General features: G+C 71.9%; 16 protein-coding genes. 7 read left to right on the top strand and 9 right to left on the bottom strand.

Annotation, left to right across the window (positions count from 1 at the left end; translation table 11 throughout):
* Nucleotides 1-19 precede the first annotated feature (19 nt).
* From DTB53_RS21010 to DTB53_RS21000, 3 genes are all read left to right on the top strand, one after another.
* Nucleotides 20-1,045, top strand: a complete 1,026-nt coding sequence (locus DTB53_RS21010; RefSeq protein WP_012378065.1) for an Lrp/AsnC family transcriptional regulator — start codon at nucleotides 20-22, stop codon at nucleotides 1,043-1,045.
* A 574-nt stretch (nucleotides 1,046-1,619) separates the two neighbouring features.
* A complete protein-coding gene (locus tag DTB53_RS21005) occupies nucleotides 1,620-1,874 on the top strand; it encodes a hypothetical protein (protein WP_030700387.1) in 255 nt (84 codons plus the stop codon).
* Nucleotides 1,875-2,114: 240 nt separating this feature from the next.
* Entirely contained in the window at nucleotides 2,115-2,753 is a 639-nt protein-coding gene (locus DTB53_RS21000; RefSeq protein WP_003964671.1) for a hypothetical protein, read from the top strand.
* Between the two features lie 147 nt (nucleotides 2,754-2,900).
* On the opposite strand, the gene DTB53_RS20995 is transcribed toward DTB53_RS21000, so the two are convergent.
* From DTB53_RS20995 to DTB53_RS37475, 8 genes are read right to left on the bottom strand one after another with little or no spacing between them, the layout of a single operon-like run.
* Entirely contained in the window at nucleotides 2,901-4,316 is a 1,416-nt protein-coding gene (locus DTB53_RS20995) for an NADH-quinone oxidoreductase subunit N (protein ID WP_012378067.1), read from the bottom strand.
* A gap of 25 nt (nucleotides 4,317-4,341) precedes the next feature.
* The gene (locus DTB53_RS20990) at nucleotides 4,342-5,847 is read right to left on the bottom strand and encodes a complex I subunit 4 family protein (RefSeq protein WP_012378068.1); all 1,506 of its coding nucleotides are present in this window, start codon (nucleotides 5,845-5,847) and stop codon (nucleotides 4,342-4,344) included.
* Nucleotides 5,848-5,851: 4 nt separating this feature from the next.
* On the bottom strand, nucleotides 5,852-7,654 hold the full coding sequence (locus DTB53_RS20985; protein ID WP_012378069.1) for an NADH-quinone oxidoreductase subunit 5 family protein: 1,803 nt from the start codon (nucleotides 7,652-7,654) through the stop codon (nucleotides 5,852-5,854).
* 3 nt (nucleotides 7,655-7,657) lie between these two features.
* Nucleotides 7,658-7,960 carry an NADH-quinone oxidoreductase subunit NuoK gene (locus tag DTB53_RS20980; RefSeq protein WP_003964675.1) on the bottom strand — a complete coding sequence of 101 codons (303 nt, stop codon included), beginning with the start codon at nucleotides 7,958-7,960 and terminating at the stop codon, nucleotides 7,658-7,660.
* Complete coding sequence (locus DTB53_RS20975) at nucleotides 7,957-8,517, bottom strand: NADH-quinone oxidoreductase subunit J (RefSeq protein ID WP_003964676.1); 561 nt, start codon at nucleotides 8,515-8,517, stop codon at nucleotides 7,957-7,959. The genes DTB53_RS20980 and DTB53_RS20975 overlap by 4 nt, the downstream gene beginning before the upstream one ends.
* Nucleotides 8,514-9,452 carry an NADH-quinone oxidoreductase subunit H gene (locus tag DTB53_RS20970; protein ID WP_042495566.1) on the bottom strand — a complete coding sequence of 313 codons (939 nt, stop codon included), beginning with the start codon at nucleotides 9,450-9,452 and terminating at the stop codon, nucleotides 8,514-8,516. The genes DTB53_RS20975 and DTB53_RS20970 overlap by 4 nt, the downstream gene beginning before the upstream one ends.
* Nucleotides 9,452-10,765 (bottom strand): hypothetical protein, encoded by a 1,314-nt coding sequence (locus DTB53_RS20965; RefSeq protein ID WP_063744770.1) that lies wholly within the window; start codon nucleotides 10,763-10,765, stop codon nucleotides 9,452-9,454. Before DTB53_RS20965 ends, DTB53_RS20970 begins: the two co-directional genes overlap by 1 nt.
* Nucleotides 10,756-11,106: an NADH-quinone oxidoreductase subunit A gene (locus DTB53_RS37475; protein ID WP_003964680.1), complete on the bottom strand. Its 351-nt coding sequence runs from the start codon at nucleotides 11,104-11,106 to the stop codon at nucleotides 10,756-10,758. Before DTB53_RS37475 ends, DTB53_RS20965 begins: the two co-directional genes overlap by 10 nt.
* 294 nt (nucleotides 11,107-11,400) lie before the next feature.
* On the opposite strand from DTB53_RS37475, the gene DTB53_RS20955 reads away from it, so the two are divergent.
* Complete coding sequence (locus tag DTB53_RS20955) at nucleotides 11,401-12,159, top strand: FadR/GntR family transcriptional regulator (RefSeq protein WP_042495572.1); 759 nt, start codon at nucleotides 11,401-11,403, stop codon at nucleotides 12,157-12,159.
* A gap of 72 nt (nucleotides 12,160-12,231) precedes the next feature.
* On the opposite strand, the gene DTB53_RS20950 is transcribed toward DTB53_RS20955, so the two are convergent.
* Nucleotides 12,232-13,908: an L-lactate permease gene (locus DTB53_RS20950; RefSeq protein ID WP_003964682.1), complete on the bottom strand. Its 1,677-nt coding sequence runs from the start codon at nucleotides 13,906-13,908 to the stop codon at nucleotides 12,232-12,234.
* A gap of 338 nt (nucleotides 13,909-14,246) precedes the next feature.
* On the opposite strand from DTB53_RS20950, the gene DTB53_RS20945 reads away from it, so the two are divergent.
* Genes DTB53_RS20945 through DTB53_RS20935 form a run of 3 tightly spaced genes read left to right on the top strand, consistent with a single transcriptional unit; the run spans nucleotide 14,247 to nucleotide 17,196 of the window.
* Nucleotides 14,247-15,014, top strand: coding sequence for a (Fe-S)-binding protein (locus DTB53_RS20945; RefSeq protein WP_012378074.1), 768 nt, complete (start codon nucleotides 14,247-14,249; stop codon nucleotides 15,012-15,014).
* The gene (locus DTB53_RS20940; RefSeq protein WP_012378075.1) at nucleotides 15,011-16,564 is read left to right on the top strand and encodes a lactate utilization protein B; all 1,554 of its coding nucleotides are present in this window, start codon (nucleotides 15,011-15,013) and stop codon (nucleotides 16,562-16,564) included. Before DTB53_RS20945 ends, DTB53_RS20940 begins: the two co-directional genes overlap by 4 nt.
* A complete protein-coding gene (locus DTB53_RS20935) occupies nucleotides 16,561-17,196 on the top strand; it encodes a LutC/YkgG family protein (protein WP_003964685.1) in 636 nt (211 codons plus the stop codon). Before DTB53_RS20940 ends, DTB53_RS20935 begins: the two co-directional genes overlap by 4 nt.
* Nucleotides 17,197-17,324: the final 128 nt, after the last annotated feature.

Genomic DNA, 17,324 nt, shown 5'->3' with positions numbered 1-17,324 from the left:
GCAGGATTCGGCAGCTTTCATGGACACGGACACACCCCGCGCACCCGCCCTGGACGAGCTGGATCTGGCCATCGTGCATGCCCTGCAGATCCAGCCGCGGGTGCCCTGGGTGCGGGTGGGCAAGGTCCTGGAAGTGGACGCGGTCACGGTGGCCCGCCGTTGGGAGCGCCTGGTGGGTGCGGGCGTGGCCTGGGTCGACGGCTATCTGTCGCCCGACCACGACGAGGGCGTCTACGCGCAGGTCGAGATCGACATGAACGGACGGCTGAGCGAGGCCTCGATCGGGCTCCTCGCACGTGATCCCCAGGTGCTCAGCCTGAAGCAGACCTCGGGCGGCCGCGACCTGCTGGCGATCGTCGCCGCCGCCGACCTGGACGGCCTGGCCCGGCTCTCCGGCGAGCGGATGTCGCAGTTGCCCGGGGTGCGCGCCGTGCGCAGCCATGTCATCACCGCGGCGCCCTTCGAGGGAGCCTCCTGGCGGTTGCGCAGCCTGACCCGGCAGCAGCGCGGCGCGCTCGCCGTGGAGCGACCCGCGCTGCCCGACGAACCGCTGCGGCCCCTCGATCGCCGCATCGCCCTCGCCCTCGGCGCCGACGGGCGGATGCCCCTCACGGACCTGGCCGAGAGCGTCGGCGCCTCGGCCGCGACCGTGCGGCGCCGGCTGCGTGTGCTGACCGGCACCGGGCGGCTCTCGCTGCGCTGCGCCCTTGCCCGGCCGCTGACCGGCTTCCCGGTCTCGGTCGTCTACTTCGGCTCGGTGCCCGCCCAGCATCTCGACGAGACCGTGAACGCACTGCGCACCCTGCCGGGTCTGCGCATGTGCAGCATTACGGCGGGTGCGCACAATCTGATGCTCGATATCTGGCTGCCGGCCCTTTCCGAGGTTCACACCACCGAGGCGCTGCTCAACAGCCGCCTGGCGCACTTGGACCTGCGCATCACGGAGCGCGCGGTGGTGCTCCGCACGGTCAAGCACGTGGGGCGCATCCTTGACCGGCGCGGTCACAGTGTGGGCTCGGCACCGCTCAACTACTGGGACTCCTAGGTCCTGTCGTCACACTGCCGTCTGCAACGCGCAGGGGCCGACTGCGACGCTGAGTGGGTAACGCTGGAAGTCCGTCGGGGTTGACGTGAGGGCCCAGGCCGTGCCGGGCCGTGATCGGTGACCTGGCACCACATCAGCGGCAGTCGCCGCCCGAGAACCGCCTGCACGTGGATACGGTTCGGACATGGCGGGGCCGGTTCGCCCACGTCTGTCCTGGCCAACCGTGAACGCTCCGTCGACCCGCCCTTGTCACCCTCGTGCACGTCGCCGAGACCAAGGCCTCGGCCTGCCAGTTGCCGGGCGAGACCGGCCGGCGTGCCGCTGTCGAGCCGGCCGCGCGGCTTCACCGCCGCCGTAGAGGTGCTCGACACGGGCCTTCTTGGCCGCGTAGTACGGGGTCGCGTGGCGTCTTCCAGGTCTTCACGCCCCGTACGCGTCCAGCCACGTGATCGTTCTGGCCGTCCGGTGCCGCCCGGGGCAGTCCCGCTCCGTCGCGGGGCTCTGCCGAGGACGTCGGCAGAGCCCCGTAATCTGCTCTGACGCAGAACAGTGCGATCTCCGGGCAGGGGCTCCTATGACAAGCGGCGACGGCGAGAGAACCCCCACGGAGATCGGGGGCGCCCACATCGGGCTGGCCGCGACGATCATCGCTCTGATCGTTGTCGCGAGCTTCTCCGGCCCTCGGTGGACTGTGATCGTCGCGGGAGGTCTCACCGCCTGGTTCGTCCTCGCGCTCGCCGTCATCCGCATCAGGGGCGGAGGCGGCCGGGAAGCAGTTCGACGGGCTTATGCCGCCACCTTCGGCTGGGGCGACCACATCACCTTCTGACGGGGTCGGAGGACTTCCCGACGGGGTAAACCGAGCCGCCGACGCCACGAGCGTGCCCCGCGCCGTCATCGGCGGCCGCGGGAGCCACTCCCTCGGCGGTGTGCCGTACCTGTGCCGTGGCTGTGGCGAGCCTGTGTCATTCCCACCTCAGCCTGATAGGGCGTCTCGGCGCGCCTCGTTGACGCTCCGTCGAACGCACCGGCTGTCGTAGGGACAGCCCTCACCGCGAGTTAGGACAAAATGATTAACAAGGGACGCATCGTCTCCGCAGTCGCCCTCGCCACCCTGGGGCTCGGCGTCACGGCCTGCGACGACGGCGAGGACTCGGCAGCGGCACAGGAATCGCCTGCGGCCTCCGCCCCGGCGCCGTCCGCCCCGAGCAGCGAGAGCCCGTCCACGGGTACCGGCGACGACGACGCTCCGGCCGGTGACATCGCCGCGCCGGGCACGAAGGTCAAGATCGGAGACCGCGCGGTCCTGCCGTTCACGTACGGGACCGACAAGAAGGGCACCATCGCCGTGACCGTCACGGCGATCGAGAAGGGGGCCGAGGCCGACATGGCCGCCTTCGGCGACAAGGCCAAGGGAATGACGCCCTATTACATACGGATGAAGGTGGAGAACGTCGGCGGCACCGACCTGTCGTACTCCTCGCTGAAACTCCGCGGAAAGCTTGCGGACGGCGGCCCCACGGGCGTCATCCTGGTGGGCGACCTCCCGGACAAGTGCGACAGCGCATCGGCACCGCGCGACTTCACCACCAAGGGCGCGTCCTACGAGACCTGCTCGCTCAGCGCCACGAAGACCGATCCCATCGCGGCCGCCTCGTTCGAGGAAGGCGACGCCTACCGCGACAGCCCGGTCCTCTGGGCCGGCTGACCACCCGTTCCCGTGTCCCTGCGCCGGGCGTCTCGTCCCCGACGAAGTGCCCGGCCGGGGACGGCCGGTCCGCGCAGCACTCCGGCTCCCGCTCCCGTTCCATCCGGACGGCCGCGACCTCGATCCCGTCCCCGAGCGCCCGGGGCACTATCCGGAGGCGCCGAGGGCGTTGAGGACGATGCCGCTGCCGATGCCGAGCAGCAAGGTCAGTGCGGCGGTCGTCAGCGCGACCGCCCGGGCCCAACGGCTGGGCGGGGTCACGGCTGCGCTGTCGTCCTCGGCGGGGCGGAAGGCCGGGGTGATCCAGCGCAGGTAGTAGAAGAGGGAGGCGAGGGTGTTGAGGGCCGCGATCACGACGAGCCAGGCGAGTCCGCCGTCCATGGCCGCGGTGAAGATCTCCAGCTTGCCGACGAACACCGCGGTCGGGGGTGTTCCCACCAGGCCGAGCAGGGCGACGGTCAGCGCGAGAGCGAGCAGCGGGTCTCGGTGGAACAGTCCCCGGTAGCGGTCGATGCGGTGCTCATGGGTGGTCGCGACGACGGCGAAGCCTGCGATGTTGGTCAGAGCGTAGGCGGCGAGGTAGAGCAGCAGCGCGGGCTGGGCGAGCGGGGTCCGTCCGGCGACGGCGACGGCCATGAGGAGGTAGCCGACCTGCGAGACGGTCGAGTAGCCCAGCATCCGGAGAGCTGAGGTCTGGGCGAAGGCGGCGAGGTTTCCCAGGGTCATGCCGGCGGTCGCGAGGACGGCGGTGATGAGCCGCCAGTCGATCGCGGCGGCGGGGATCGCGGTGTCGAGGAGGCGGTAGAAGGCGACGAGGGCACCGATCTTGGGCACGGTGGTCAGGGCGGCGGCGACCGGGGGCGGGGTGCCTTCGGCGATGTCGGGGACCCAGAAGTGGGCGGGTACGGCCCCGGCCTTGAACGCCAGTCCGGCCAGGACGGCGATCAGGCCGACGGCGGCGGCCGCGGCGGGGCCGCGGGAGATGCCGTCGGCGACCTTCTCGTAGTCCGTTGCGCCGGCCACACCGAACAGGATCGTCACGCCCGCGGCCGTGGTGACTCCCGCGAGGGCTCCGGCGAGGTAGTACTTCAGGGCGGCCTCGGTCGCCCGTCCTTGTTTCGCCCAACCGGCCAGGGCGTAGAAGGGGACGCTGGCCAGGAGGAACGCGGCGAACAGCATGATCAGGTCCCCGGCCCCGGCCAGGGCGATCGAGCCGAGTGCTCCAAGTTGCAGCAGGACGACGAACTCGGTCTCGCGTTTGTGCCCGGCGACGGTGTCGCGGCTCAGCGCGATCAGCGCGAGGACCGCCACCAGGACGATCGCTCGGGTGGTGTGGGTGGCGGTGTCCAGGACGTAGGTGCCGAACACGGTCTCGTCCGGCTGCCGGGCGGCGAGGGCGGTGGCCACGAGGCCCACCACGGTGGCCAGGGCGGCCAGGACGTGGATCGTCCCCTGCCGCTCGCGGGGTGTCCAGGCCCCGGCCAGCAGACCGGTGACGGCACTGACCAGCAGGGTGATCTCGGGGACCAGGGCGGCCGGATCGCTGTTCACGCTCATGCCCATGACGTGGTTGTCGCTCTCCCTCTTCTCACCTGGCGACCAGGTCGTTGAGCGTGCGGGCGGCGGGTTCGATCACGTCCAGGACGGGGCGCGGCAGCAGGCCGAGAACGGTGGCGAGGGCAAGCAGGGGCGTGATGGAGAGGAGTTCGGGGGCGCTCAGGTCGGGAAAGGGCCGCGGTGTGCCGGGGGCGTCCGGGGTACGGACGGGGCCGGTGAGCATCCGGCTGATGGCCAGCAGGAACAGGGCGGCGGTGATCAGGATGCCGGTCGCGGCGATGACGGTGGCGACGGGGGTGGCGGTGAGGGCGCCGGCGAGGATCTGGAACTCGGCGATGAAGCCGGAGAAGCCGGGCAGCCCGAGAGAGGCGAACGCGGCGACGGAGAACAGGGCGGCGAAGTGCGGTGTGCGCGTGGCCAGTCCGCTGTAGGCGCTCATGGTGTAGGTGTGGCCGCGGGTGTGGAGGGCGCCGGCGAGGAGGAAGAGTGCGGCGGTGATCAGGCCGTGGCTGACCATCTGGTAGACGGCTCCGGTAGTGGCCAGTTGGCGGGCCTGCTCGTTGTCGGCGCTGACCATCCCGGCGGCGCCGAGGGCGAGGAGGACGTAACCCATGTGGTTGATCGAGGTGTAGGCGATCATGCGCTTGAGGTCGTTCTGGGCCAGGGCGACCAGGGCTCCCCAGACGACCGAGATGACGCCGATGACCACGAAGGCGAGGGCGAACTGCCGCCAGCCGGCCGGCAGGAGAGGCATCGCGATCCGTACGAAGCCGTAGGTGCCCATCTTGAGCAGGATTCCGGCGAGGATCGCCGATCCGGCGGCGGGGGCTTCGGTGTGGGCGGGCGGCAGCCAGGTGTGGAAGGGGAAGACCGGGGTCTTCACCCCGAGGCCGATCCCGAGGGCGAGCAGCGTCAGTGCCGCATACGTGCCGCCGCCGGCGAGGGGGTTGAGGGCGGCGAGTTCGGGGATGTCGAAGGTCGGGGTGTCGGCGGCCAGGGCGAGGAGGATGAAGCCGAGGAGCAGGGCGAGGGAGCCGAGGAAGGTGTAGAGGAAGAAGGTCAGGGCCGCTTCGCGGGCGGGAGCGCCGATCCCCCACCCGGCGATCACGAAGTACATGAAGACGATCGACAGGTCGAAGAAGAGGAAGAAGAGGATCAGGTCGAGGGAGACGAACAGGCCCGTGCTGACCGTCTGCAGGGCCAGGAAGACCAGCACGAAGTTCTTCGGCCGGTCCGCCTGGCGCCAGGAGTGGACGGCGGTCGCGGTGAACACGACGGCCGTCAGGGCGAGGAGCGGCAGGGACAGGCCGTCCACCCCGAGGTGGTAGGAGATCCCGGCGCTCGGGATCCACTCCCGCCGTTCGACCGCTCCGTACCCGGAGGCGGGGAGATCGGTCCAGAGGGCGAGGACGAGGGCGAGCTGTGCGAGTCCGGTCGCCGTCCATGCTCCGGCGAACGCCCGGGGCCCCAGGCGCGCGGGCAGCACGGACAGCGCCAGGGCCACCAGCGCGGGCAGGAAGACGATCAGCGAAAGCATCGGGTCACCTCACCACGATCACGACAACGGCCAGGGCGCCGAGGAGGATGAACCCCGTGGACGCCTGGGCGTAGTACTGGTGCAACTGCCCGGTCTGCGGGCGCCGGGCCGCCCGGCCCAGGGCGCGCGCACCGTCCGCGACGCCTGACACCGCGCCCTCGACGGCACGTTCGCCGTGACCGTCGGTGTGGCGGGCGAGCGTGAGCACGGCGTGTGCGGCGCGTTCCGGGACGCGGGCCAGGACCTGGTCGTCGGCCCGGGCCAGGAGCGCGGCGAGGCGGAGCACGGGTCGGGCGATGCCACGTCGGGCCGCGGGTTCCAGGCGCAGCCATGGGGTCGGTGGCCTCGCGGCCGGTGTCCGGGCGGCCCAGCGCCGGGCGATGAGCAGCCCGACGGCGGCGAGCACGGCGGAGACGGCGAGTTCCCCGGGGTGCGGGGCGGGGTCGGGGTGCAGGGAAAGGGGACCGTAGACGAGGAGCCCGGCCCCGGCGGCGGCCGCGGCGAGCACGGCGGTGACGGCGGTCGCCGTCATGGGTACCCGCATCCGGTGCGGACCGTTGTCGGGGGCGGGCTGCCATACCCACCACAGGGCCCGGCCGCTGTAGCAGGCGGCGACGAGCGCGGCGGCGAGTCCGGCGGCGTAGAGGGCGGGCGAGGTGGCGGCAGCGGCGGCGAGGACGGCGTCCTTGGACACCCACAGTCCCAGCGGCGGGAGTCCGGCCAGGGCCAGGGCGGCGACGGTGAAGGCTGCGCCGACGGCGGGATGGCGGTGGGCGGCTCCGCGCAGGCCACCGCTGAGGCTGCGGGTGCCCAGGGCGGCCAGCCACAGCCCGGCGATGAGGAACAGCAGGCTCTTCGCGGCGGCGTGCGCGACCATCTGCAACAGTCCGGCCTGCGTGCCGGCGGTTCCGGCGGCCAGCACGATGAACCCGATCTGCGAACACGTCGACGCGGCGAGAAGCTGTTTGAGGTCGTCCTGGACGACGGCGACCAACCCCATCAGCAGCGCGGTGACCACTCCGATCCAGGCGACCAGCGGTCCGGCCCAGCCGGCCGCCTCCAGTGCCGGGGCCAGGCGAAGCAGCAGGTAGCCGCCCGCGGCGACCATCGTCGCCGAGTGCAACAGGGCGGAGACCGGGCTGGGGCCGCGCATCGCCCCCGACAGCCAGAAGCTGAAGGGCAGTTGCGCGGACTTGCCCAGGGCGGCCAGCACGAACCCGGCGACCGCGAGGTGCAGCCACCCCCCGTCCAGGGTGGCCGTGTCGTCCAGGGCCATGGCCGCGGCGCCCCCGGCGAGGAGCGCGCCGCCCGCCACGTACAGGCCGAGGTCGGCGGTGCGCGTGGTCAGGAACGCGACGTTCGCCGCGCGGGTGGCCCCGCGGTCGTCCAGCCGGTAGCCGATCAGCGCCCAACTGGTCGCGCCCATGACCTCCCACGCCATCAGCAGCGGCGCGAGCGTCGTCGCGGTGACCGTGGCGAGCATCGCCCCGGTGAAGACGAGCATCAGCCCGGAGAACCGGCCCGTCCGCAGTTCCGGTTCGGCCGCCGCCACGATCAGACAGGCCGGCAGCACGGCTGCGACCAGGACGACCAGCACCGCTGAGAGTCCGTCCACGCCGAAGCCGGCCGGGACACCGGCCAGCAGCGGCGCCTGCCCCGCCGGTCGTTCGACGGCCACGGCCACCGCCACCACCAGGGTCCCCATCGCGGCCAGGACACCCGCCACGACCGGGCATCGGCCGCCGCGTGCCGCCGGCAGCAGCAGCCCGGCGGTGAGGGGCAGGGCGAGGAGGATCAGGAGCAGCACCGCTCAGCCCTCCAGCTCGGTGGCCGCGTCGGTCATGTCGATGCGCTTGGCCCGGTAGATGGCCGTGACCGAGGCGAAGCCCATCGCCATCTCGATCGCCATCGCGGTCACCACCGCGACCACGATCATCTGTCCGTCCGGGGCGGGGGCGAGGAAGTACCAGAACGCGGCGGCCGCCAGCATGATCCCGTTGATCATCAGCTCCAGGCCCATCATCAGCATGACGACCGACTGCTGGGTCAGCGCACCGAACAGGCCGACGGAGAACAGCGCCGCCGCCACCACGAGGAACGCTTCGAGGATCACCTGCCCACGCCCCCGCCCGCGGGATCATCGGCGTGCGCGGCGTCCAGGCCGTCGCCCAGCCGGTCGTACCGGCCACGCCCGGTGGCGAGCACGACGGTGGCGACGATCGTGGAGAAGAGGGTCACGCCCAGGGTCATCATGGTCAGCATGTGACCTTCCATCAGGGTCTCGCCCAGCGCCGTCGTCGGGTCCTTCGGACGCTCGCCCCGCTTCTCCGGCCAGTCCGCCAGGAAGATCCCTGCCGTCAGCCCGGCGAACAGCAGTCCGGAGATGAGGGCCGCACCGCGGGTGTTGTGGAACATCGACATGGGCATGAGCCCCGCCGGATTCATCATGTACATGATCATGAAGACGGCCATGATGACCATCTCGATGATCATCATGAGGATGATGACGGTGCCCAGGTAGGCCAGGCCGGTCATCAGGATCATGACCGCGACGGCGATGAACGACGCGAGCAGGCAGAACGTGGCCCGCGCCATGGAGTCGACGACGAAGACCAGCACACCGCCGCCGACGGCGAGCACGCCCAGCGCGAGGAGGACGGCGAGCGTCACGGCCCACCGCCTCCCCGGGCCAGGACGACCAGGGCGACGGCCAGGGCCTGCACCATGGTCAAGGGCAGCAGCACGATCCAGGAGATCTCCGTCCAGCGGTCCATCCGGACCACCGGGAGGCGGTGGCGCAGCCAGACCAGCAGCGCCAGGACCGCCAGGGTCTTGACCAGCACCCACGCCCCGGCGGGCAGCCACGGGCCGTGTCCGCCGCCCAGGAACAGCGGCACCGCCACAGCCGCCGCGGCCACCAGCAGCAGCCGGCGTCCGCCCTCGAACAGCAGTCGGTCCACCCCGGACAGTTCAGCCGCCGCACCACCGGCCACGTCCCGGCCGAGGGGGGCGTCGAACGGCCCCCAGAAGGCCATCGCGGCGGCGCTGAGGAGGTAGGCGGCGAACGCGGCGGGCATCCAGACGGCGAACCACAGCCCCGCCTGCGCGTCCACGATGTCGCTCATGCGCAGGCTGCCCGCCCCCAGTGCGGCGGTGATGATCGCGAACATGTGCGGCAGTTCGTAGGCCAGGCCCTGGGCGACGAACCGGTAACCGCCCACCAGGGACAGGGCGCTGTCGGGGCCCCAGCCCACGAGCCACACCGCCGCCCACGCCACGACCTCCATCGCGTTGAACCAGACCACCCCGACGGACAGGTCCGCGGGCGCCTTCCAGCCCAGCGGGACCACACCGGCCGCCAGCACAGAGGCGACGATCAGCCCGGCGATGCCCGCCCAGCGCAGCAGCCCGTCGGCCGCCTGCGTGGTGCGGCGCTGCCCGGCCAGCAGGCGCGCCACCTCCTGCCCCGGGCGCACCAGGGAGCGGCCCGCACCGCCGCGGTGTCCGGCGGCACGGTCGGCCAGTACGCCGTCGAGCACGGCGACGCACCACACCGCGGCCACCAGCAGCACCGGCAGCACGAGCACCATCGCGGGGGCGGCCATCACTCCGCCGGCCCCGCGCCGGCCGAAGCGTGGCGGGCCGTTGGGCCCGGGTGCGGATCGAGAGCCGCGATGAGCAGACGGGCCGCCGCCCACTCCGCCCCCGCCAGCCGACCGCCCAGCTCCCGCACGGACGGACGGCCCGGCTCGTCCGGCTCCCCGGTGGGGCGGCCCGCGGCGTGCGCCTCGATCCGGGACAGCCTGCTTTCGAGGAGACCGGCGACGTCCGCCTTCCGGTCGCCGCCCGGGCCGCGCAGCATCAACCGCAGCGTCCGGGACCCCCGCACCCTGCGGACCAGGGCGGTCAGTTCGTTCTCGACCTCCTCGCGCACGGCACCGCGGCGCACCCGGTCGCGCAGGGCTCGCGCTCGCGCGGCGGGTCCCGGCCATCCAGCGACCGCGAGCACCCGGGCCGTCACGTCGAGATCCCCTACCACCGGGCCGAACTCGCCGGCGCCCCGCGGAACCCGAGCCCCGTCGAGGAAGCGCGCCTCCGCCGAGGCGATGACGTCACCCTGCATGACGACGTCGAGGACCAGGCCGGCGGGCCAGTCCGGCAGTACCGGGCCGAGCGGGAGGTTGAGCACGTCCAGCGCCAGCCCGTCCCGGTCCTCGGCCACGTCCGCCATGCCCAGCCCGCCCTGCAGCGGCATGTCCATGTGGTGGTGGCCGTGATGGCCCCCGTGCCCGCCGGTCTCACCGTGCCCCGCGTGCCCCTCGCGCCCACCGTGCTCCGCGTGCTCGCTGTGCCCCGCGTGCCCGCCATGTTCGCCGCGCTCCGCGTGCCCGCCATGCCCCTCGTGCTCGCCGTCCCGGGCGGGCTCCTCGCGGTCCGGCCCCCCATCACCGCCCAGCAACTGACGTTCCTCGTCGAGCCGGGTGCGGACCGCTGCGGCAGCGGGCGCCCCACCGCGTGCCGGGCCGCCGGGACGATGGCCGTGAACATCGTCGGCGGCCTGGCGACGGGCGGCCGTTCTCGCCTCGTCGCGCGCACGGAGGGGGTCGGCGAGCCGGCCGGGAACCTCGTCCAGGTACCGGCCGATGTCCCCCGGTGACGCCTGCGTGTCGAGGTCGATTCGGACCCTGGGCGCCGGGACGAGTTCCCAGACTCGGGCGAGGACGGTACGCATTTCCGGGCCGGGCGTCCCCGCGACGATCAGGAGGTCGGTGTCCGCCGGACCGCTCGCCTCGCGCCAGCGACGGGAACCGACCGCGTCCTCGACGTCCATCCGTAACCGCGCGGCGCCGGGAACCGGAACGATCAGCACGTGCGGGGTGCGCGCCGCGAGGCGCAGCAGAGCCCGGGTCAGGTCCACCGCAGCGCCCCCTCGCGCCATGCGTAGAGAACGCCGGACAGCAGGAGGGCGAGGAAGAGGAACATCTCCACCACCGAAGACGTGCCCATCATGGGCACCACGAGGGTCCACGGATACATGAAGATCATTTCCATGTCGAAGGCCAGGAAGACCATGGTCACCGTGTACCAGCGCACGTGAAAGCGGGAGAGCGCGTGCTCGGCGGGAGGCAGCCCGCCCAGATGCGGCAGACTCTCCGTCACCACGGGCCCCACAGCGGCCAGTCGGGCGAGAGCCGCGATGCCCCCGAGTCCTGCGAGCGTCAGCCCGGCGAGAGCCGCCAGCACACCGAAACCGCCCACGGAACACCCCCTCCACTCACGGTTCACCTTACCCCCGGGGAGTATCCTCGCCCCGGAACGCCACGCAGAGCGGCAACACGGTCCGGGGTGCACCCGGGTGCGGCGGTCCAGGGCATGCCGTACCGTCCAGGACTTCCCTCGGGGGGGGCGCTGAACGCGGGCACGGCGCGCGTGAGCGCGGGCTCTGCGCGCGCCCGGAGCGAGGGCGCAGCCACCCCCACCACTTCTGGTCCGACCACATACCGTGTGTGACATAGTCGAGGTACGCATGTCGGCCGGAACAGGGAGTTGCGGATGCCTGTCGAGTGGCAGCCCGTGCAGCAGTCGCGCACGCATGAACTCGTGCTGCAGAGCATCGAGGAGCAGGTCTTCGCCGGGAAGCTCAGGGCCGGTGATCGGCTGCCGCCCGAACGGGAGCTGGCCCCGGTCTTCGGGGTGAGCCGTTCGGCTCTGCGTGAGGCGCTCCGGGTGCTGGAGACCATTGGTGTGCTGGTCGCACAGCCCGGCAGGGGCCCGGATTCGGGGGCGCGCATCGTGCGCAATCCCGATGACGCGCTGGGCCGGCTGCTGCGGCTGCACTTCGCCCTCGGCAGCTACGGACTGCACGACGTGCTGGAGGCCAGGGTCGCCCTGGAGCGCTCCAGCTTCTCCGCCGCCGCGCACCACGCCGACGCGGCGGATCTGGACGAGGCGGAGGAGGTGGTCCGCCGGATGTCGGAGCCGGGCATCCTTCCGGAGGAGTTCAACGAGCTGGACACCCGTTTCCACGTCAAGGTGGCCAGCAGTTCGGGCAACGCGCTCACCTCCACACTGACCTCGGCGGTGCGCGAGTCGGTGCGGCCCCTCATTCTGCGGGCCCTCGAAGCGGTGGCCGACTGGCCCGCCACCCGGACCCGTCTCAACGCCCAGCACGCCGAGCTGCTGCGCCTGGTGCGCTCCCGGCGCGGCGAGGAGGCCGCCGATCTGGCCGAGGTCCACATCCGGGGCTTCCACGGCACGCTGGTGGACGAGAACCGGACCGGTGACGCCGTCGAGGACGGCGGCGGGAGCTAGGCCCTGGCGTCACACTGCCGCCTGCCCCGCGGGGCAGGCGGCAGTGTGACGAAGCAGGTTGGCTGTGCGTGGTTACGGCAGCATCCAGGAGAGCACGGACGTGGACTGCAGGTAGACCAGGACGCACAGGACGGCGAGCATGGCGACGCTGTAGCCGGCGACCTTGCGCAGCAGGATACGTTCCGATCCCGGCATCCGCACCGCGGTGGCGGCGATGGTCAGGTTCTGCGGGCTGACCAGCTTGGCCACCACGCCACCGGAGGTGTTGGCGGCGACCAGCAGCGTCGGGTCGATCCCGGCGGCCTGGCCGGCTGTCTGCTGGAGGTTGGCGAAGAGCGCGTTGGCCGAGGTGTCGGAGCCGGTGACCGCGGTGCCCAGCCAGCCGAGCGTCGGCGAGAGCAGGGCGAAGAGTCCGCCGGCCGTCGCCAGCCAGGTGCCGATGGCCACGGTCTGGCCCGACTGGTTCATCACGTAGCTGAGCGCGAGCACCGTGGCGACCGTCGCGATGGCGACCCGCATGTTCTTCAGGGTGCGCCCGGCGGCGGACAGCGCCATGGCCCCGGTCATCGGGTAGCTGTCACGGTCCCCGGCGAATCGGTAGATCAGCGTGACCAGGATGCCCGAGATGATCAGCAGGGTGCCCGGGTTGCCCAGGACCTCCAGCTTGTAGATCGCGCTGGAGGACGGCTCGCCGCCCGAGGTGAGCAGCTCGCCGTACAGGCCGGGCCATTCGACGACGAGGTTCAGGTGGCCGAGGATGCCGGGCACGTCGAGGCCGCCGACACTGAGCTTGGCGAGGGCGAAGACGCCGATGACCAGGATGTACGGAAGCACGGCGTAGATGACGCGGCGCGGGGTGAGGGCTTCCTTCTCCACCGCGGAGTGCTGGTCCTCGGGCGTGCTGGGCCGCCAGAAGCGCAGCATCAGCACGGCGGCGGCGAATCCCGCGAGCGAGGCGACGACGTCGGTGAGTTCGTACGCGAAGTGGCCGGCGCACCAGAACTGGGCGACGGCGAAGACGCCTCCGGTGACCAGGGCGATCGGCCACAGCTGACGAATCCCCCGGGTGCCGTCCACGACGAACAGCAGCAGCAGCGGCACGAAGAGTGCGAGCAGCGGGGACTGGCGGCCGACCACCGCGGCGATGTCCTCGGCCGGGATGCCGGTGAGGTTGCCCGCCGTGGTGATCGGGATGGCCATGGCGCCGAAGGCGACCGGTGCGGTGTTGGCGAGCAGAACCGTCACCGCCGCCTTGACCGGCGGCAGGCCGAGGGCCATCAGCATCACGGCCGTGATGGCGACGGGGGCGCCGAAGCCGGCGAGCGCCTCCAGCAGGCCGCCGAAACAGAACGCGATGAGCATCGCCTGCACCCGCAGGTCGCCGCGGCCGACGGCACTGAACGAACGGCGAAGGTCCTCGAACCTGCCGCTGACAACGGTGAGTTCGTAGAACCAGATGGCCGCCACGACGATCAGCATCACCGGCAGGAGTCCGAAGACCAGTCCCTGGCTGGCCGAGAGCAGGCCGAGTCCGACCGGCATCCCGAACCCGATGACCGCGACGAGCAGGGCGGTGAGCACCGAGCCCAGGGCGGACACCAGCGCCGAGCGCTTCGCGACCATCAGGAGCAGGAAGAACACGGCGAGTGGAACAAGGCTGACCAGGGCGGTGGCCAGGAGGCTGTCGCCGATGGCGTGCACATCCGGTGTGTACGAAGCAAGCGCGGGGGCGGGTGGTGCAGAGGCCACGAAATTACTCCTCGTCGAGCGGCACGGGGCGGGGCGAACCAGGACGCGGGCCGTGGACCGCCGAGCCTCGCCCCGCACGGTCGCGGGCCGGTCGCGGCCGCGGTCGCGAGGGACCGGACAGTCGGTTCAAGGCATTAGTAGGGCACTGCATATGTCGCATGTCAATAAGGTCAGACCAAAATAGTGGTCAGGTCACTGATCGAGCACCTGGGCGACGAGAGGGGTGCGGCACCCGCCGTCCGCTCCGCCGCGCCCACGGCACCCCGTCGGCGCGCCGCTTCCCGGAATGACCTGAGGCTAGTATGGTCGGACCACAACTTGCGATCGGAGAGGCCTCCATGCGTATCGGACTCTTCGCCACTTGCCTGGGAGACACACTCTTCCCGGAGGCGGTGAAATCCACGGCGGTGCTGCTGGCGCGCCTGGGCCACGAGGTGGTCTTCCCTCCGGGTCAGACCTGCTGCGGCCAGATGCACGTCAACACCGGCTACCAGCGCGAGCCGGTCCCGCTGGTGCGCAACTTCGCCGAGCAGTTCGGCGACGCCTCCATCGACGCCGTGGTCATGCCGTCGGGCTCCTGCGCGGGCTCCGTCCGCCACCAGCACGAGATCGTCGCAGAACGCTACGGCGACGCGGCGCTGCGCTCGGGCGTCGCCACGGTGAAGGCCAAGACGTACGAGCTGTCGGAGTTCCTGGTGGACGTGCTGGACGCCACCGACGTCGGCGCGTACTTCCCGCACCGGGTCACGTACCACCCCACCTGCCACTCCCTGCGCATGTTGCGGGTCGGCGACAAGCCGCTCCGGCTGCTGCGCGCCGTCGAGGGGATCGACCTCGTCGAGCTGCCGGAGGCGGACTCCTGCTGTGGCTTCGGCGGCACCTTCGCCGTCAAGAACGCCGACACCTCGACCGCGATGCTCCAGGACAAGATGCGCAACATCTCCGCCACCCGGGCCGATGTCTGCTCCGCCGGGGACTCCTCCTGCCTGATGCACATCGGTGGGGGGCTCTCCCGCATCAAGTCCGGTACCCGGACCCTGCATCTCGCCCAGATCCTCGGATCCACCCGGACCGCGCCGTACGCCCTCACGGAGGCCGCCCGATGAGCACATTCCTCGGCATGCCCGCCACCCCGCCGCGCGCCCCGTACGGGACCGGGAACCTGCGGGGCGAGCGGAAGTTCCCCCGGGCCGCCCACGACGAACTGCTCAACGAGCAGCTGCGCCGCAACCTGGGCCGGGCCACCGGCACCATCCGGGCCAAGCGCATCGGCGTCACCGGCGAGCTCCCCGACTGGGAGCAACTCCGCGACGCCGGATCGGCCATCAAGACCGACACCATGAACCGCCTGCCCGAGCTGCTGGAACAGCTGGAGGCCAAGGTCACCGAGCGGGGCGGCACCGTGCACTGGGCGCGGGACGGCGTCGAGGCCAACGCGATCGTCACCCGCCTGGTCAAGGCGACCGGCAGCAGCGACGTGATCAAGGTCAAGTCGATGGCCACGCAGGAGATCGGCCTCAACGAACACCTCGAAGCCGAGGGCATCACCCCGTACGAGACGGACCTGGCCGAGCTGATCGTGCAGCTCGCCGACGACAAGCCGTCGCACATCCTCGTGCCGGCGATCCACCGCAACCGCGACGAGATCCGGCAGATCTTCCTCGACGAGATCCCCGGCGTCGACCCGGACCTGGACAACGTGCCCGCCCATCTGGCGGCTGCCGCCCGGACCTATCTACGCCAGAAGTTCATGACGGCCAGGGTGGCGGTCTCGGGCGCCAACTTCGGCATCGCCGAGACCGGCACCCTGTCCGTCGTCGAGTCCGAGGGCAACGGCCGGATGTGCCTGACCCTGCCCGACACCCTGATCACCGTGATGGGGATCGAGAAGGTGCTGCCGCGCTACCAGGACCTGGAGGTGTTCCTCCAACTGCTGCCGCGCTCCTCCACCGGCGAGCGCATGAACCCGTACACCTCGATGTGGACGGGCGTGACCCCTGGTGACGGGCCGCAGGAGTTCCACCTCGTCCTCCTCGACAACGGACGCACCGCGGCCCTCGCCGACCGCATCGGCCGTGAGGCGCTCAACTGCATCCGCTGCTCGGCCTGCCTCAACGTCTGTCCGGTGTACGAACGGGCCGGCGGCCACGCCTACGGATCGACGTACCCCGGGCCCATCGGCGCGGTCCTCACCCCGCAGCTCGCGGGCATGCACGCGGCGAAGGACGACCCCAACAGCTCGCTGCCGTACGCCTCCAGCCTCTGCGGCGCCTGCTTCGACGCCTGCCCCGTCAAGATCGACATCCCGTCGCTGCTGGTGGAACTGCGCCACCAGCACACCGAGCAGGCCGGCACCACGGCGGAGAAGCTGGCCATGAAGGCGGCGGCCGGCGTGATGAAGTCGCCCAGGATCTACACGGCCGCGCAGAAGGCCGCCTCCCTCAGCCGCTCCGTCGGCGTCGGCGGACGCGACCGCGTCATCTCGCGCCTGCCCGCGCCGTTCGACGGCTGGAGCGACAGCCGCGACACCCCCGCCCCGCCCAAGCAGTCCTTCCGCGCCTGGCTGGCCTCCGCGGAGGGAGCCGCCACCCTGCGCGAAGCCTCGGCCGAGGGCGCGGCCCGGCGGGCCGCCGACGACCACCAGGAGGAACAGTGAGGACCACCGCCCGCGACACGGTGCTCGGCCGCATCAGGGACGCACTCGCCCTCGCCCCCGTCCCCGCGGCGGAGATCCCCCGCGCGTACCGCACCGGTCGCACCCTCCCGGACGGCGAACGGCTGGCACTGCTGACCGACCGGCTTCTCGACTACAAGGCCGAGGTGCACCCCTGCACCGCCGACCGGACGGCCGAGGTGATCGCCGCCGTGCTGGAGGAGCGGGGAGCCCGCAGCGTCGGTGTCCCCCCGGGGCTCGACGAGGAGTGGCTCACCGCGTACACCGGCCGGGTACAGCGCGACTGCGCGGACATCCCGCCCCCCAGCCTCGGCGACCTCGACGGGGTGGTGACCGCCTCGGCCGTCACCTGCGCGGAGACCGGCACCATCTTCCTGGACGGCTCACCGGACCAGGGCAGGCGCGCCCTCTCCCTCGTCCCCGACCTGCACGTCTGCGTCGTCGACCTGTCGTCGGTGGAGCCGGGCGTCCCGGAGGCCGTGGCACGGCTCGTACCGGAACGTCCGACCACGCTGATCAGCGGTCCCTCCGCCACCTCGGACATCGAACTGGAGCGGGTGGAGGGCGTCCACGGCCCCCGCACCCTCGCCGTGGTCATCCGCACCGACGTCTGACCGCCCCCGCCGCACTCGACGTGCCGCGCGCTCGTGGAACGGGCCGTACCCGACGTGCCGCGTGTTCCGGTGGAACGGGCCGGACCTCGCTCCTCACCCGTGTGGGCGACCGCCGCGGGCTCCGTCCG

It is taken from the genome of Streptomyces griseus (assembly GCF_900460065.1).
Lineage (GTDB): Bacteria > Actinomycetota > Actinomycetes > Streptomycetales > Streptomycetaceae > Streptomyces > Streptomyces griseus.
The sequence above is the reverse complement of the archived record's forward strand: the minus strand, read 5'-3'. Positions and strand labels throughout refer to the sequence as shown.